Here is a 15,394-nt window from a genome sequence, read left to right as displayed (position 1 = left end):
AATAGAAAATTATATAACACACTAAATATTCTTATCCCGTAAAATACAGCCCGCCACCGCTTATAAAAAAGTAGTGACGGGCTGTATTTAATAGATACCTGTGGTATTAAATATAATCAAGTAGATTAATATTCAATTAATTAATTTCTTCTACTTGATTATATTTTATTCAGTGCCTGCCCAAAATCTGCCTGGATATCGTCAATATCTTCAAGACCTACACAAATTCTTACCAAATCATCATATATACCGGCAGCAACTTTCTGTTCATCACTATCTGCCGCATAAATTGTAGAAGCCGGATGAATTACTAAAGTCTTAGAATCACCTATATTAGCAGCATTAAACACATATTTAAGATTATTAATAAAAGAAAAAGCCTTTTCCTTAGTGCCGACTCTTATCGTCAATATTGCACCATATCTGCCGCCAAATTGTTTTTTTGCTGTTTCATAATCAGGATGATCTGTCAGTCCTGGATAATTAACATTTTGCACTTTATCACATATTTTCAAATACCTTGCCAACTTATTCGCATTATCACATATCCTGTCCATTCTAACAGCAAGAGTATCCAGCCCCGTATTTGTCAAATAAGCATTTAAAGGAGCCATACAACTGCCATAATCTTTTAGCTGTTCTGCCCGCAGTTTCGCCATATAACAAAATGATCCGAATTTAGAAAAATTTTTAAACAACGGATATTTCTCTCGTTCCCAGACAAATCTGCCACTATCTATAATGATCCCGCCTATGGAATTACCTCCACCATTAATAAACTTTGAAGTTGAATGTATTACAATATCCGCACCATAATTAATTGCCTGCATTAAGTAAGGCGTAACTGACGTACTATCTACCATCAGTGGCAGCCCATACTTGTGGGCAAACGCAGCTATTTGGACAATATCAGGAACATCCAGCTTAGGATTTCCTATTGCTTCAATAAAGATCAACCGTGTTTTATCAGTAATATATTTTTCAAAACATTCAGCCGTACTATGTCTGGGGTAAACAGTTTTTATACCATATCTATAAAGCCCGCCGAAAAAAGAATATGTTCCGCCAAAAATACCACTGCCAGAGATTATCTCATCTCCGCTTTTCACAATATTAAGCACCGCTAATGAAATAGCTGCCATTCCAGAAGAACAGGCAGCTGCGCTTTTCCCCTCTTCCAATTCTGCTAATCTGCGTTCAAATGCACTAACAGTAGGATTATTAACACGAGAATACACAAATCCAGCTTTTTCCCCCGTAAATATTGCTTCCATCTCTTCAGCAGTATCATGTTTAAATGCCGTTGTCTGACAAATAGGCAGAGTGGTACTGCCATATTCACCATAACCTGCCGTCCCTGCATGTAAAAGTTTCGTTGCAAATTTCATACCAGCGCACTCTTTTCCACCAAAACTGTATAGGTTCCATCATTATTATTACAAACTTCTACAACCTTATGCCCTTCCTCCTTAAAACTACGCGGTACATTTAGCAAGGGCTCTCCTTCATTCATTCGCACTGCTAAAACCTGACCATCAGCCATATCTTCAATACTCATTTTCGCCTTTACAAAAGTTACCGGACATACAACATCCGTTATATCCACAACAGCATCTGCTTTTTTCTTCATAATACCTGTCTTATCTCCTTTTCCAACAGATCCCAACCTACCCGATCCAGCATATTGGCAAACCGTTCCCCTTTTTTAGCATGCTGAGCAAAAAATTCTAAGGCTGTATCAATTACCTTATATAAAACAACAGAAGAAAAAATAATCGGTAGCAACCGCTTTCCCACAGTTATTCTATTTCCATATAAACCACCAAAAGAAATAATAAATCCACTTTCTCCCTGCCATGCTGCGGCAGGACATACCTTGACACATTTACCGCAATATACACATTTTTCCTCATCTATAGTAAGTTTCTGTCTGGTCTTATTAATCTTAACTGCATTAACTGGACAAACAACCTCACATAACCCGCAAAAACAGCAATCATTTTTTTCCCAACGCGGTTTCATGCCTCCCTTTATCCCTATATCATTCTCTTCTGCCTTCAGACAGTTATTGCAACAACCTGTTACCCCAAATTTAAATTTATGTGGCAGCTCCCTGCCACCATATCTATCATCAAGAACTTTCGCTACAGAAGTAGTATTTATAAGACCTGAAGGACATATGCTGTTTCCCTGGCACGCTGTAATAGTCCGCACTCTGGGACCACAAGCCCCAACAGACACGCCTCCCTTTGCCAGCTGCTTTTTTACTTCCTCTATTTTGTCTATATTTATAAAAGGGATCTCCACTCCCTGTCGTGAAGTCAAATGAACATATCCCTGTCCATATTTTTCAGCCACCTTCTGGATAACATCTAACTGAACTGCCGTTAAATGCCCACCCACTGATTTCAAACGCATTGAAAAATTATTTTTTTGTATCTGGCGCATAAATCCGCCCTTTTTTAATTCCCTATAATCTACCTCTCCCATTAACTTTCCTCCTGCAATATTTCAACTTTCTCTTCATGCACAGTTTTTTCTTTTATTCTAAAACTTTTCAATTCCGGTTTTTTCTGTGCCAATGATAAAATCAGATAACTTACATCTGGATCAAACGCAAGTCTTTTATCCTCTTGTGACGGATGAGCTGGTGATAACGGATGACTATGAAAATTTCCCAGCAGCTTCCAACCAAATTTACGCATATCCCTAACAGCACTAAACTGCTCCTCTGGCTTCATAGAAAAATGTTCACTATTGTGATCGGTATTTGTCAAAAAATATACTTTTTTAACCCAAAACTTATCACTATCAGCTATTCCTCCCAAAAGACCACAGCTTTCCTCCGGTAAATTTTTTTCGGCATATCTGACTATTTCATCGTAATCACTTTGTTTTAAAAAAATCATTTCATCACCCTTTAGCCTCACATTTTGCCTGTTCATAATCGCTGAACCTCCCACGACTAAAGTCGCGGGGTTCCTGCTTCATAGATAGTTGCGCCAAAAGCACGTCTTACATTATCTCCACAGGCTATCCCCGTAGTTCCTACGGTTCTTATATATGTTATTACGCTGTTATGTTTAATATTCTTAGTCCTTCATTGCGAATGTTTATGGCGGCATTTATATCTCTGTCATGCTGGGCTTTACAGTTAGGACATTCCCATTTTCTTATAGTAAGGTCTTTTATTTCTTTGTTCTGGTAACCACAATTATGGCACAGCTGGCTTGATGGATAGAATTTGTCTATTTGTACTATTTCTTTGCCATACCACTGAGCTTTATATTTTAGCTGGCGGGTAAATTCTGACCAGCTGGCATCTATAATACTTCGGGCAAGTTTGTGGTTTTTCAGCATGTTATTTATTTGTAAGTCTTCTAAGCAGATAACATCGTAGTTTTCTATAAGTTTATGAGATAGTTTATGCAGCATATCTTTTCGCTGATTTGCAATACGTGCCTGCAGCCTTGCTACTTTGATTCTTGCTTTGTTCCTGTTTGAGCTGTCCTTTGTTTTTCGGGACAAGCTTTTTTGCAGTTTGGCAAGTTTTCGTAGTGACTGTTTCAGGTATTTGTGATGGGGATGTTTATCACCATCGGAGGTGATTGCAAATTCTTTTAGGCCAAGGTCGATACCGACATAGTTGTCAGTACGATTAAAAACAGGTTTTTCTATTTCTGTACAGCATAGGGATACAAAGTATTTACCATCAGGGGTTTGTGATATTACTGCGTTTAAGATTCTGCCCTGCGGTACTTGCTTATCTCTTATTTTTACTTTACCTAGTTTGGGAAGTTTTATTTTTGTTCCCAGAAATTCAATGTTGCTATTGGTAAAGTTTGTTTTGTAGGATTTATGCCTGTTTTTTTTGGTCTTGAATTTAGGAAAGCCAACTTTTTTATGTTTAAAGAAGTTCTGGTAAGCTGTATCGAGGTCTTTTAACGCGTTTTGTAAGGAACATTTATCTGGTTCTTTTAACCAGGTGTTTTCTTTTTTCAACTGCGTTAAATTACTGGAACATTTGGTATAGGTAAGTGTGGTTTTATCATTATTGTATGCTTTGATTCGCATGTCGAGATAGTGATTAAAAACATATCTTACGCAGCCAAATGTTTTTTGCAGCAGTAGTTCTTGTGTTTTGTTGGGGTATATCCTAAATTTGAAGGCTTTTTCCATGATTGCTCACTTTTCTTTTTATCTTTACAAGATTATTGCCTGATTATTTTAAACTTAACATGCAGGCTTTAGAAAAGCAAGTTCTTTGCAGTAACATATATAAGAGTCGTAAGTTCTTTTTTAGTCGTATGGGGGAGGTGTCGTTCACACGGGCTCGCTGCTTCCCATGCGGTTCTCTTATGAACTCCTTTATGTTTCCATAAAGCACAGACTATATCTTGTCCTTCGGCATTATCCGTTAAGGTCTGCCCACTTCCAGCCGCTTGGCTGTACTTCCCTCAAGAGGAATAGTCGTTGGGGATTCTCCTGTTCGGAGCTTTCCTGCTGATTGTCCATTTTCTTAGTGTTTAGGGTTTAACCTTGCACCATACAGCATATTTTTTTTACTTTCGTCGCCGTCACGTTTGAGCTTGTTTCATCTTAGCGTTGTGGCTATGCTGTCTTTAGGAGTTTCCAGCATTTCAGGCAGTATTGGATTGGTCTTTGCCAATCTCTATATGCATATTTCTATACATACTGACTAGTTTGGTTGCCTAACTCTGACTGAAGTCACGAGTGTGCGGCTCCCATTTAATCAATAATTTCATTATTTATCTGCACTGTTACATATTCAGGCGTCTGCGCCTTTGTAACTTCTAATAATTCAATAACATTGACCTTTCTTTCCAAAACAAAATTTTCTCCATTTACTGTAATATTCACACGTATCATCCTCCCAGATAAATAAACAAAAAGGCCAAGACAAACAGACATCAAAATCTGCTTATCTTGACCTTTAGTTTTCTAATCAGTCAACATCAAATATAATAGCTATAGAATACCATTAGTACACCAAGCTGTCAATAAATTATTTTCTCAAAAACTTCTCCTAATATTAATATATATCATCTATTTTTAATGCCTGGCACATATAAAATTTATAAACATTTGACATCCAATAAATATATGAATATAATAGTTGATATTGCACAATCATACTTTATATGTAATATATGATTAATAAAAGGACGGAAAGATATGATTAAAACATTAGAACTGGATGCAAAAAAGATAAATATCATAACCAATTTATTAAAAGAAATATTTCACGGAGAAATAACTTTAATAATACAAAATTCCTGCTTAATGCAAATTGTCAGGAATGAAAAAATACGTTTATCTGACTTTAATAAATACGAACAGCACCATAAAAATACGAAACCTGTAAATTATACGCCTGTTTATAATAAAATCCAGGAACAACTTAAAAACCTTGAATTTGGCAATATCGTTATAGTAATAAAATCAGGACGTGTCGTACAGGTTGAAAAAACCGAAAAACACCGTTTCCAGGAATTTACTGGTATGGATGGAGAAGGCATATAAAAAACTGCCAAACACAAACATTTTCTTCACAGATTAGTATTAGAATAAAAATAGTACAAGCCAAAATAAGAAAATCCTATACATGAAACACTTCTCATTTTATTTTGTACTAAATCTTGACATAGGACCATTGTAATACAGTTTTTATAAATAACTAATCAATCAAAAATTATCCGCCGCATAGGCGGCTTAGAAAATATCTATTTTGAAGAACACCTTTCAAGCAGAAATATTTAAATGGCATCACTTTTATAAGCGATGCCATTCAAATATATTACTATTAAATTTATATTAACTTTTAGCATTTACACAAAACTTGGAGAACTCTCTAATTCATCATTATTAACTATCATATAAAATGGAACTGAACAATTATGCCCGGTTTCAAAATTTCTATATTGAATATATTATTCATAATGCGTCCACATGCGATATATTTTAACTATTTTTTTTTCTTCATCAACATCATAAACTAATCGATGCTGTACGTTAATACGCCTGGAATAAAAACCGGTTAAATCGCCTACCAGCTTTTCATACGGCGGTGGATTCTGGAAAGGATTTTCTTTTATGACTTCGATTATGTTTTTTGCCTTTTTATCTAAATTAGCATCTTTTAGCTTTTGAATATCCTTAACAGTTTTCTTATGATATAGAATCTTATACACTTACCATTCGACCTCATCTTCGCTAACAAAGTCTGAATCCGGTGCATTTTTTGCTTTTAATAAATCCTGTTTTAGTCCAGGGACTGATGATATATAGAGTGTTTCCATTAAATTATTGTAATCATCCGCACTAATCATTACAACATCGCCATCTTTAGTATTTACTGTTGCTACTTGATTATATTTTGCAACTTGTTCAAGAGTACCATATAAATTCTTCCTGAATTTTGAAGCATTAGCTGTTAGCATAATAATCACCTCTACAGATATTATAACGTACTTAATAGCGTACGTCAATACATTATATAAAGATTAAACTTTAATTATTGAATAAATTTACCATTTATTCTTTAAAATCATTTGTAAATTCTCTTTTTTCGCGTCTGCTTGTCATGTAAATCTTCCTTTCGATTTCTTGTATTCTATTTTTACATGATCTTATAAAATCTGTCCAGTTGATTGTAACGCTCCAACATAAATATACTCCGAGAAAAAGCTAAAATCTTCTTCTCGGAGTAAAAGATAAGATATAGTTGAGAAAACTCATAACTGGCATTTTGCCGGCAAGGTTCTTCGTACTCTATAATCCACTGTCTTTAGGCATAGGATTAATCTTTCCCCAAAACTTTTATAATGCAACAGTTTCAGTTGTCCTTATAGAAGTTTCAGCAATTTTAGATGCAGCAGCACCGCCTTTTACAATAACATTTTTAGCGATCATTTCATTCATTACTGCATCTACACCATCTTTTGTGATATCATCTTTAGGATCAGGCAGACTATATGTCAGTTTCTTCCCATCCGCTAAAGCAAATACCATCTGAAGCTTTTTAGTTACAGCCATATTTTCACCTCCCTGCTGCCCCGGTCACAATCACGCTTCACTTAAAGTACATTCATCCTGACGCATAATAGTGCCGAGCTGATGTGACTGTAAAGTACCTAAAGCTTTTCCTGTACTTAAAAGAACATCATCAGATACGCCTGGATTGATGGAAGCAAAATTACGCTGCCCATATTTAGCTTTACCATTAGCATCTACACCTGTCTGTACATTGACTATAAGCTTAGTACTTTGGTCTGTCTTTGTTACTGCCATGCTGCATTCCTCCTTTCACTTATATACATGCCCTAAGTAACAAAAAATACAACTTAAATTTTAAACTTTTTTTATTTTTTGTATTTATTTTTATATTCTTATATATTCTTAGCCGAAAACAATATTTGGAAACCTTCGTTGTAAAAAATGTATTCAGCAGTCTATACTATCGTACTTATCCTATAGATAGATGGCAGAATGCAACCCGCCACCGCTAAAGCGGTTCCCCTCCCTTCTAAGGGCGGACAAAAGTTAAGCGATTAACTAGTATAACAAAAATGCCGCTAAACCTATATTGCAATTACAGGTTTAGCGGCATTCATATAAGGTTAAGGCTACTGACTATAGTTATTTTTTATTTTTACTACAATACTAATTTAATAAAATTCCTAAAAAATAAAAGGTCAAAACCAATTGTAAAACATGGTCCTGACCTTTTATTTTTCTGCACTATAGAGTTTTCAATACATATTATTATCAGCCCTGTACTTTGACTTTGCCGATAATTTCCAGCAAATTACATATACCATTACTTTCCATATAAGCTTCTATTCCATCTGCTGCATGCTTCACTGCTGCCGGATCAATAAAATTATATGCTCCGACTGCCACAGCACTAGCACCTGCCAGTAAAAATTCCACTGCATCTTCTCCATTTGCTATTCCGCCCATACCGATAATAGGAATTTTTACCGCCTGTGCCACTTGCCATACCATACGCAAGGCAACAGGCTTTACTGCCGGGCCTGAAAGTCCTCCCGTAACATTTCCCAGTAAAACCGTCCTCTTATTTATATCTATTGCCATACCAGTAAGTGTATTTATGAGTGAAACAGCATCCGCTCCAGCATTTTCCACAGCCTTTGCCATTACTGCTATATCAGTCACATTAGGAGATAGTTTGACAATAACAGTTTTCTTAGTATGTCCCTTTACAGCCTTAGTAACTGCTGCCGCCGACTTAGGGTCAGTACCAAAAACGATACCGCCTTCCTTAACATTAGGGCAGGAAATATTTACTTCCAAGGCATCGACTCCGTCAATATCAAGAGCATATGCCATCTTAGCGTAATCTTCTACTGTACCGGCGGATATATTTACAATGACCGGTGTATCATAATGTTTAATCTCAGGCAGTATTTCTTTTATGAAAACATCCAGTCCCGGATTTTCCAAGCCAATACTATTCAGCATTCCCGACGGTGTTTCCGCTATGCGTACTCCGGGATTTCCCGCCCGGGGAAGCGGCGTTATTCCCTTCGTAACAATAGCACCAATCTCATTGACATCAAGAAAATCTTCATATTCCCTGCCAAAACCGAAAGTTCCCGAAGCTCCCATCACCGGATTTTTTAAATGCAGTTTTCCAATATCCACAGCCAGTGAAATCTTTTTCTTCTCCATTAAAAAACCTCCTCAGCCGGGAAAACAGGCCCTTCCGTACAAACTTTACGCCGCCGTCCACTCTGCTTCCCGGGAAAAGTACAGCCCAGACATACACCAATGCCGCAGGCCATACGTTTTTCCAGCGAAACCTGACAGGTTTTACCATATTCATAAGCAATTTTCGCAATTCCCCGCATCATAATATCAGGGCCACAGGTATAAATATCATCTACAACGTTTTTCTGTAAAAGCTGCGGCAGCAATGTTGTTGTAAAACCCTTAACTCCTGCCGAGCCATCATCAGTTGTAACATATATCCTGTCCGTAAATTTTTTCATATATTCCTGCCAGAATATTTCATCCTTATTTCTGCCGCCAATTAACACGATCGGCTTTTTATCCTTCAGCATATCTGCAAGATAAATAAGCGGTGCCATTCCCATACCGCCGCCGACTATCAGCGGCTGACCATCCTTAAGAACAAATCCATTACCAATAGGACCAACTATACTCAGTTCATCACCAGCCGCCATCCGGGAAAATTCTGTTGTTCCTTTCCCTAGTATACGATACATGATGCCAACCGTTCCCTGACTTTTATCTACATCAGCAACACCCAGAGGCCGTCGCAGGAAATTAGCCCCATCCGGTTTTTTCACATGCAGGAACTGTCCCGGCTGGGCAGCTTCTGCTATCTGAGGAGCATGGACAGCCATATGATAAATACCATTGCTTATTTGCTTATTATTTACTACCTGCCCCGTCAAAACAAATTTTTTCAAAAAATCTCTCCTCTGTTATTATATGCTATATTCACATCATATCACCTAACACAGATCTGCCTATTTCCCTACCACAATCCAGCTTTAAATAATATCCTAAATAAACACAGAATAAACACCAGTAATTTTAATCATCATAATGCCAAACACCAGGCACTGTATAAATCATCTGAGCCATTTCTTATTGAATACGATATTTTCCAGCACCGATACAGCCGACATTATCCCGTCAATAACCGGCAGCTGGTACTGCGCAAATAACTGTTTCATGGCAAAACTCATATTTACATCTCCGATGACAAAAGTATCTATTGTCCCGGCAGCCAAAGCCTTATCAGCCTGCATCTTCATATGAAAAAACATTTTATCTTCACCTTCATTAACATCTACAGGCAAAAACTTTATATTACACGAAAATTTCTTTTCATACAGACCGATAGTAGTCTTGATCACTCCCAGTTCAGCAGCATTAACAAAAAATCCTATATTACTTCCTAATGACAACGCCGTGTATATTCCTGAAAAACCTGTACCAACAATATTTCTGCTTAATTTTTCCTGCAGAAATCCCACCCCGATATCACTACTGTGTGCTACCACAATACCATCATAAACATCAGTTATCGGGCTTAACATATCCAGAAGCAGTTCCGGTATAGTTTCTAAAGAACTGCCCGCAAAATCATTTGGTCCTTCTGCTAAATTAATAACCGATATATTTGTATGATCTTCACTATTTCTTGCTGTTATCTTCGCCGAATAAATAGCCCTGTCATAAATCTTATTATCCAGAAGCTTATTACTCGTAGGATTTACCACTAATAAATTCATCATAGCAAGCGGCTAAACGCCATTTCCTCCCTCCAAAATACACTTTTTTACATTTTAACAGATAAAAATTTACCCAATGCCTGCGGCGATACCGGTTCCCCATTCTGTGCAATAAGTCTGCCGCGCAGAAAAGTCTTCTGCGGCCAGCCCGTTGTTTCAAAACCATTAAAGGGTGTAAAAGGTTCTTTACTGTGAAGCTTTTCATTTAGTATTTTCTGCTTCTTATTCATATCCAGAATAACAAAATCAGCATCACAGCCTTCTTTTATGAAACCTTTACAATAATCTATATTATAAAGCCGTGCAGCATTTTCTGCCAACACCCGCACCAAAAATGGCAGAGTCATATGTCCCTTGCTTACTTCATTAAGCATCAGCGGCAACGTTGTTTCCACACCGCACATGCCTGATGGAATATCAAACAAACCACCTTGTTTCTCTCTGACTGCATGCGGCGCATGATCAGAAGAAACATAATCTATCGTCCCATCACGCAGTCCTTCCCAAAGAGCCTTTCTGTCATATTCATGCTTTATTGGCGGATAAACTTTTATCCCTGCTCCTATCTTACCATAATCCTTATCAGATAAAAATAAATAATGTGTACAAGTTTCTGCCGTAACATTTATTTTTTCCGCTTTAGCCTTACGTATCATTTCTACTCCCATTTTAGAAGTAACATGTAAAACATGCAGATGCGCTCCTGTTGCCTGGGAAAAAGCAATAGCTGTCTGTATAGTAAGCCCTTCTGCCAGATCCGGCCGTGCTTCCAGTAAAGCTGCATAATCATTTCTGCCGCTGTCTTTTATCCGCTTGGTAAGCATACTGATAAGTTCATTATTTTCAGCATGTATTGCCAGTAGTTGATCATTTTTAGCAATTTCTTCAAAAATTTGGTAAACTTCACCATCGTCAAGCGGCGGGATCACACCTTCTTCTCCCGGTACATAATTATAAACAAGCGCATTCGTAGCTTTATTTATAGCATATCCCCAAAAAAACTTTATACCAACACCGCCAGCTTTTTTTATTTCCTTCAACTTGGCAAGATTTATATCTCCCAGTGATAATCCCCATAGTCCATAATCGACAAAAGCCTTATCCGCAAAATAATCCTTCTTATATAAAAAACTCTTTTCATCTAAAACCGCCGGATTCGTATTAGGCATGTCAAAAACCGTTGTTATACCACCAACTGCCGCTCCTGTAGTTCCATGCTTAAAATCCTCTTTATAAGTAGCCCCTGGATCACGAAAATGACAGTGTGGATCTATGCATCCGGGAATAATATATGCTCCATCAGCATCTTCAATATGCTGCGACGGCAGATCTGCCGTCGTAACCTTCGCAAACCTGCCGTCCTTAACATAAATATTAGTTTCTCTTATTTCCCTGCCGTCAACGACCTTTCCATTTTTTATCATTAAATCATACATAATATACCTTCTTTTATCTTTAAATTATTCTATATCTATTCCCTTTGTTTCCGGAATCATCAGCAGCATACATACCAAAGCAATAGGATAAATTATAAAAACGAGACTCATTGCACTCATCAGGCTGGCACCAGCCGCCAGATAACCAATAATAGCCGGGCCAAAGCCAGCCAGTCCCCTGCCTGTTCCAAAAATAAGATTTTCTGCGGTCGAGCGTGCTTCCGATGGATAATTTTCTGCAATTACCGCACCGTAACCACCCATCATGCCATTAACAGTAAAGCCTAAAAGGAAGCTCCCCCACATCAGACTGGTCTGACTTGTAAACAAGAAAAAATAAATCAAACAGTAAATCGTCCCACAAATATACCACAAAGCAAAAGTTTTCTTTCGGCCTATCTTATCTGCTAATAGTCCAAACAATGTTATACCAACAATCATTCCAGCAATAGAAATAATCATCCAACCGCTTGTCTTAGCCAGCGTATAACCATATTTCTGTGATAAAATAGTAGGCATCCAGCTAAAAATAGCATAATAACCAAAATTCTGTACCAGACACATAACCGTAAGCCCGATAGTTGTAACCGTGATTCGGGAACTTGAAAAAAGTTTTTTCAATGGCATTCCCGCAATATGAAAATATTCCTTTTCTTCAGCAGCAGAAAGTGTATTTTGTTCTTTCTTTGCTTCCAGTTCTTTTTGTCTTTGATTTCTCTTCTGCCATAAAAGTGGTTCCTTCAAATGCATACGAACATAAACGGCAATAAGTGCCGGCACCAAACCAACAAGAAATACTGCTCGCCAGCCGAATAAAGGCACAATCGTTGCCGGAACAATAGCAGCAATAAGTACGCCGCCTTGCCAGCCAAGTGCTACCCATGAAGTAGCTCTTGCCCGCATCTTTGCCGACCAAGTTTCCGTTACCATAGCCATACCTATACCAAATTCACCGCCAATACCCAATCCAATCAAAAAACGCAATGTAAGCAATACTGAATAACTATTAACAAAATATATTAATCCGGTACCTACTGCATACAAAATTATCGAAGCTGATAAAGTCTTAGTCCTGCCATATTTATCTGCCAAATAACCAAAAATATATGAACCTACCCACATACCGATCGTAGTAGCTAATGTAAGATCACCAGCCTGTGCCGTAGTAAGGCCAAAATCCTTTATAATAAAAATTAAAACAAATGATAATAAAAACACATCCAGCCCGTCAGCCGCATACCCTAGGACAGCGCCTATAAGTGTTTTTATGTGTTGTCCCCTTTCTCCCTCTCTGTGACTCATTTCTGCCTGCATAAAACTTCCTCCTTTAAAATTAACTTACGCCATATTCTCCACAAGTAATAATCCCCTATTATTTCTCTTTATTTTACTTATCTCCTCCTATTGTATTCCTCTAAGTGGAACATAATTCCATTAAATGAAAATAAAAAAAAGGCACACGAAACCTACATATATTAATTAATATGCACCATTGCATGTGTCTTTTTGTATTCAAATAATTGTTCTTAGCTATTATAATAAATAATCATCTGATATTTGTCAATAGTATTTTTACAAAATCATTATTTATCATGTCATAGCCGTCAATGTACCTGCCAAAGATATATCACGACTTGCTTCTTCCCCCACCGCTAACAGTATCTTCTTCAAATATTCTTCATTATCCATAATATAATCATTACTGCCGACAATACTCAAACTGAATACAGCCTTATGATTCGCTAAAAATACCGGCACAGCCATCGCCGATATATTTACCTCCATTTCCTGCCGACACCATGCAATATGATCCTGGCGTACTTTTTTTAACTGTTCTTTTAACACAGCAGGATCAGCTACAGTATACTTTGTATACAATTTTTCATTCTGCGGCAAAACCCTGTCAATGAACTGGGGCGGCTGATAAGCAAGTATAGCCTTAGCACAAGCAGAACAATGCCATGGCATTATCTGCCCGATACCCACAAAATAGGTATGAGCTTCCTGTAAAGGCTGGCGAGTTACTATACAATAAACCTGTTCAGCAGAAAACCGACATAAAAAAGAATACAAATTTGTCTTCTTAGCTAAAACATTACAGTATTTTCCCAGAATCTGTGCCACATTCTGTCCCTTGATAAAATTACTGCCCCATATCATCGACAGCGGCCCCAGCTCATATTTTTTCGTGTCAGATTGCTGAATAACCAAATTATGATCAATCATATCCTGCAGCATCCGATGCAGCGTACTTTTACTGATTTCCGTTTCTTCCGACAAAGCAGTAATTCCCGCGCCGCGGCAATACTGCTTCGACGATAAAACATTCATTACTTTTACAAAACGATCCATCCATTCCATAAAAATCCCTCATCATTGCATATTTATTAACTTATGGACTTATATTTTTACATATTATAACACAACTTTTAGCAAAAATGAAAACATCCATTTTAATACCTCCGCTAAACCAAACAACATTAACACCTTCCCCACAAAAATAAATAAGTATACACAGCCTAACAGCAGACTATCTATATATAAATTATAGAAAAGGCACTAAAATTAGCAATAAAATTTAAATTGACACAATATTAAAACTTTGTTATTCTAAAAAAAACTAAAGAGGATCTGATAAAATGAAAAAAATATTAATCATCGGTAGCCTAAATATGGACTTTGCTATCCATACTGCCAGAATACCAGCAGAAGGTGAAACAGTTACAGGTGAAACCCTCAGCCTTATTCCCGGCGGTAAAGGTGCAAACCAGGCATATACTGCCGGTAAATTAGGAGCAGAAGTATCAATGATTGGTTCTATAGGGAACGATATATATGGCAAAAAATTGCTGAATAATCTAAAAAAAGCAAATGTAAAAACATCTGGTATAAAAATAGATACTAAAGAGGAAACAGGAAAAGCTTTCATAGCCATAAATAATACAGGGGAAAACAGCATCATTGTAATACCCGGTGCCAATAACGCATTAACCTGTGATTGGATCGACGAAAATGAAGATAAAATCAATGACTGCGACATTGTAGTTATTCAGCTTGAAATTCCCCTAAAAACAGTCTATCACGCCATCACCACAGCCAAAGCAAAAGGAAAAATAATTATTCTAGATCCTGCCCCGGCAGTGAAAAACTTTTCTCAGGAAATAATGGCTAAAATAGATATAATAAAACCCAATGAAACTGAGCTTTCATTTCTGACAGATATGCCTGTAAATTCGGAAACAGACATAAAAAAAGCTGCCCAAAAATTATTAAATATGGGTGTAAATAGCGTTATAACCACTTTTGGCAGCCACGGTGCCTATCTCATTGAAAAAAATACTTTCCACCATTTTCCTGCCTTAAAAGTAAAAGCCATTGATTCTACAGCTGCCGGCGACAGCTTTACAGCAGCCATTGCTGTTTCATTGACTAAATCACCCAATATAATACAAGCTGTAAATTTTGCCACAAAAACAGCTGCCATAGTTGTTACCAGAAAAGGGGCACAAAGCTCCATTCCTAGTCTAAACGAAGTCATTAATTATAAAAACAATGCTTTTAGTATTAAAAAATAAATAATATTTTGTTTATATGACGAATACCATAAAATATAATATTGACAAACTGTTAATCATTTATTAAAATATT

18 protein-coding genes are annotated in these 15,394 nt (G+C 37.0%); 2 read left to right on the top strand and 16 right to left on the bottom strand.

From position 1 onward, the window contains the following. Positions 1-158: 158 nt before the first annotated feature. The 6 genes from I6760_RS09860 to I6760_RS12865 all read right to left on the bottom strand — a co-directional run bounded on the left by I6760_RS09860 (position 159) and on the right by I6760_RS12865 (position 4,881). The gene (locus I6760_RS09860) at positions 159-1,388 is read right to left on the bottom strand and encodes an O-acetylhomoserine aminocarboxypropyltransferase/cysteine synthase family protein (protein ID WP_196594259.1); all 1,230 of its coding nucleotides are present in this window, start codon (positions 1,386-1,388) and stop codon (positions 159-161) included. Then, a complete protein-coding gene (locus I6760_RS09855; protein ID WP_231036228.1) occupies positions 1,385-1,630 on the bottom strand; it encodes a sulfurtransferase TusA family protein in 246 nt (81 codons plus the stop codon). The genes I6760_RS09860 and I6760_RS09855 overlap by 4 nt, the downstream gene beginning before the upstream one ends. Beyond that, positions 1,627-2,490, bottom strand: coding sequence for a 4Fe-4S binding protein (locus I6760_RS09850; RefSeq protein ID WP_196594258.1), 864 nt, complete (start codon positions 2,488-2,490; stop codon positions 1,627-1,629). The genes I6760_RS09855 and I6760_RS09850 overlap by 4 nt, the downstream gene beginning before the upstream one ends. After that, a complete protein-coding gene (locus I6760_RS09845; protein WP_231036226.1) occupies positions 2,490-2,945 on the bottom strand; it encodes a M67 family metallopeptidase in 456 nt (151 codons plus the stop codon). Before I6760_RS09845 ends, I6760_RS09850 begins: the two co-directional genes overlap by 1 nt. Positions 2,946-3,069: 124 nt before the next feature. Continuing rightward, the gene (tnpB, locus tag I6760_RS09840; RefSeq protein ID WP_196594257.1) at positions 3,070-4,179 is read right to left on the bottom strand and encodes an IS200/IS605 family element RNA-guided endonuclease TnpB; all 1,110 of its coding nucleotides are present in this window, start codon (positions 4,177-4,179) and stop codon (positions 3,070-3,072) included. A gap of 570 nt (positions 4,180-4,749) precedes the next feature. Next, a complete protein-coding gene (locus I6760_RS12865) occupies positions 4,750-4,881 on the bottom strand; it encodes a ubiquitin family protein (protein ID WP_269140279.1) in 132 nt (43 codons plus the stop codon). A gap of 315 nt (positions 4,882-5,196) precedes the next feature. Between I6760_RS12865 and I6760_RS09835 the strand changes: the two genes are divergently transcribed. Then, entirely contained in the window at positions 5,197-5,544 is a 348-nt protein-coding gene (locus tag I6760_RS09835; RefSeq protein ID WP_196594256.1) for a DUF2292 domain-containing protein, read from the top strand. Between the two features lie 407 nt (positions 5,545-5,951). Here I6760_RS09835 and I6760_RS09830 read toward each other — a convergent pair whose 3' ends face one another. The 10 genes from I6760_RS09830 to I6760_RS09785 all read right to left on the bottom strand — a co-directional run bounded on the left by I6760_RS09830 (position 5,952) and on the right by I6760_RS09785 (position 14,107). After that, the gene (locus I6760_RS09830) at positions 5,952-6,212 is read right to left on the bottom strand and encodes a Txe/YoeB family addiction module toxin (protein WP_196594255.1); all 261 of its coding nucleotides are present in this window, start codon (positions 6,210-6,212) and stop codon (positions 5,952-5,954) included. Next, positions 6,213-6,461: a type II toxin-antitoxin system Phd/YefM family antitoxin gene (locus tag I6760_RS09825; protein ID WP_196594254.1), complete on the bottom strand. Its 249-nt coding sequence runs from the start codon at positions 6,459-6,461 to the stop codon at positions 6,213-6,215. Between the two features lie 379 nt (positions 6,462-6,840). Then, complete coding sequence (locus tag I6760_RS09820) at positions 6,841-7,056, bottom strand: DUF2922 domain-containing protein (protein ID WP_196594253.1); 216 nt, start codon at positions 7,054-7,056, stop codon at positions 6,841-6,843. 30 nt (positions 7,057-7,086) lie between these two features. After that, positions 7,087-7,311 carry a DUF1659 domain-containing protein gene (locus I6760_RS09815; protein WP_196594252.1) on the bottom strand — a complete coding sequence of 75 codons (225 nt, stop codon included), beginning with the start codon at positions 7,309-7,311 and terminating at the stop codon, positions 7,087-7,089. Between the two features lie 477 nt (positions 7,312-7,788). Further along, positions 7,789-8,715, bottom strand: a complete 927-nt coding sequence (locus I6760_RS09810; protein ID WP_196594251.1) for a dihydroorotate dehydrogenase — start codon at positions 8,713-8,715, stop codon at positions 7,789-7,791. Next, the gene (locus I6760_RS09805; RefSeq protein ID WP_231036224.1) at positions 8,715-9,479 is read right to left on the bottom strand and encodes a dihydroorotate dehydrogenase electron transfer subunit; all 765 of its coding nucleotides are present in this window, start codon (positions 9,477-9,479) and stop codon (positions 8,715-8,717) included. The genes I6760_RS09810 and I6760_RS09805 overlap by 1 nt, the downstream gene beginning before the upstream one ends. 165 nt (positions 9,480-9,644) lie before the next feature. Next, positions 9,645-10,313, bottom strand: a complete 669-nt coding sequence (locus I6760_RS09800; RefSeq protein WP_196594250.1) for a hypothetical protein — start codon at positions 10,311-10,313, stop codon at positions 9,645-9,647. Between the two features lie 44 nt (positions 10,314-10,357). Further along, positions 10,358-11,746, bottom strand: a complete 1,389-nt coding sequence (locus tag I6760_RS09795) for a dihydroorotase (RefSeq protein ID WP_196594249.1) — start codon at positions 11,744-11,746, stop codon at positions 10,358-10,360. A gap of 24 nt (positions 11,747-11,770) precedes the next feature. Beyond that, entirely contained in the window at positions 11,771-13,060 is a 1,290-nt protein-coding gene (locus I6760_RS09790; RefSeq protein ID WP_231036223.1) for an MFS transporter, read from the bottom strand. 276 nt (positions 13,061-13,336) lie between these two features. Next, a complete protein-coding gene (locus I6760_RS09785; protein ID WP_196594248.1) occupies positions 13,337-14,107 on the bottom strand; it encodes an IclR family transcriptional regulator in 771 nt (256 codons plus the stop codon). A gap of 278 nt (positions 14,108-14,385) precedes the next feature. Between I6760_RS09785 and rbsK the strand changes: the two genes are divergently transcribed. Beyond that, a complete protein-coding gene (gene rbsK / locus I6760_RS09780; protein ID WP_196594247.1) occupies positions 14,386-15,321 on the top strand; it encodes a ribokinase in 936 nt (311 codons plus the stop codon). Positions 15,322-15,394 lie beyond the last annotated feature (73 nt).

Source organism: Pectinatus sottacetonis (assembly GCF_015732155.1).
GTDB classification, from domain to species: Bacteria; Bacillota; Negativicutes; order Selenomonadales; family Selenomonadaceae; genus Pectinatus; species Pectinatus sottacetonis.
This window is presented reverse-complemented; position numbering and strand designations above follow the sequence as displayed.

Coding starts and splice junctions, on each gene's coding strand:
- I6760_RS09795 (WP_196594249.1), bottom strand. CDS start 11,746: ATGTATGATTTAATGATAAAAAATGGAAAGGTCGTTGACGGCAGGGAA.
- I6760_RS09815 (WP_196594252.1), bottom strand. CDS start 7,311: ATGGCAGTAACAAAGACAGACCAAAGTACTAAGCTTATAGTCAATGTA.
- I6760_RS09820 (WP_196594253.1), bottom strand. CDS start 7,056: ATGGCTGTAACTAAAAAGCTTCAGATGGTATTTGCTTTAGCGGATGGG.
- I6760_RS09855 (WP_231036228.1), bottom strand. CDS start 1,630: ATGAAGAAAAAAGCAGATGCTGTTGTGGATATAACGGATGTTGTATGT.
- I6760_RS09810 (WP_196594251.1), bottom strand. CDS start 8,715: ATGGAGAAGAAAAAGATTTCACTGGCTGTGGATATTGGAAAACTGCAT.
- I6760_RS09825 (WP_196594254.1), bottom strand. CDS start 6,461: ATGCTAACAGCTAATGCTTCAAAATTCAGGAAGAATTTATATGGTACT.
- I6760_RS09785 (WP_196594248.1), bottom strand. CDS start 14,107: ATGGAATGGATGGATCGTTTTGTAAAAGTAATGAATGTTTTATCGTCG.
- I6760_RS09835 (WP_196594256.1), top strand. CDS start 5,197: ATGATTAAAACATTAGAACTGGATGCAAAAAAGATAAATATCATAACC.
- I6760_RS09850 (WP_196594258.1), bottom strand. CDS start 2,490: ATGGGAGAGGTAGATTATAGGGAATTAAAAAAGGGCGGATTTATGCGC.
- rbsK (WP_196594247.1), top strand. CDS start 14,386: ATGAAAAAAATATTAATCATCGGTAGCCTAAATATGGACTTTGCTATC.
- I6760_RS09800 (WP_196594250.1), bottom strand. CDS start 10,313: ATGATGAATTTATTAGTGGTAAATCCTACGAGTAATAAGCTTCTGGAT.
- tnpB (WP_196594257.1), bottom strand. CDS start 4,179: ATGGAAAAAGCCTTCAAATTTAGGATATACCCCAACAAAACACAAGAA.
- I6760_RS09790 (WP_231036223.1), bottom strand. CDS start 13,060: ATGCAGGCAGAAATGAGTCACAGAGAGGGAGAAAGGGGACAACACATA.
- I6760_RS09845 (WP_231036226.1), bottom strand. CDS start 2,945: ATGAACAGGCAAAATGTGAGGCTAAAGGGTGATGAAATGATTTTTTTA.
- I6760_RS09860 (WP_196594259.1), bottom strand. CDS start 1,388: ATGAAATTTGCAACGAAACTTTTACATGCAGGGACGGCAGGTTATGGT.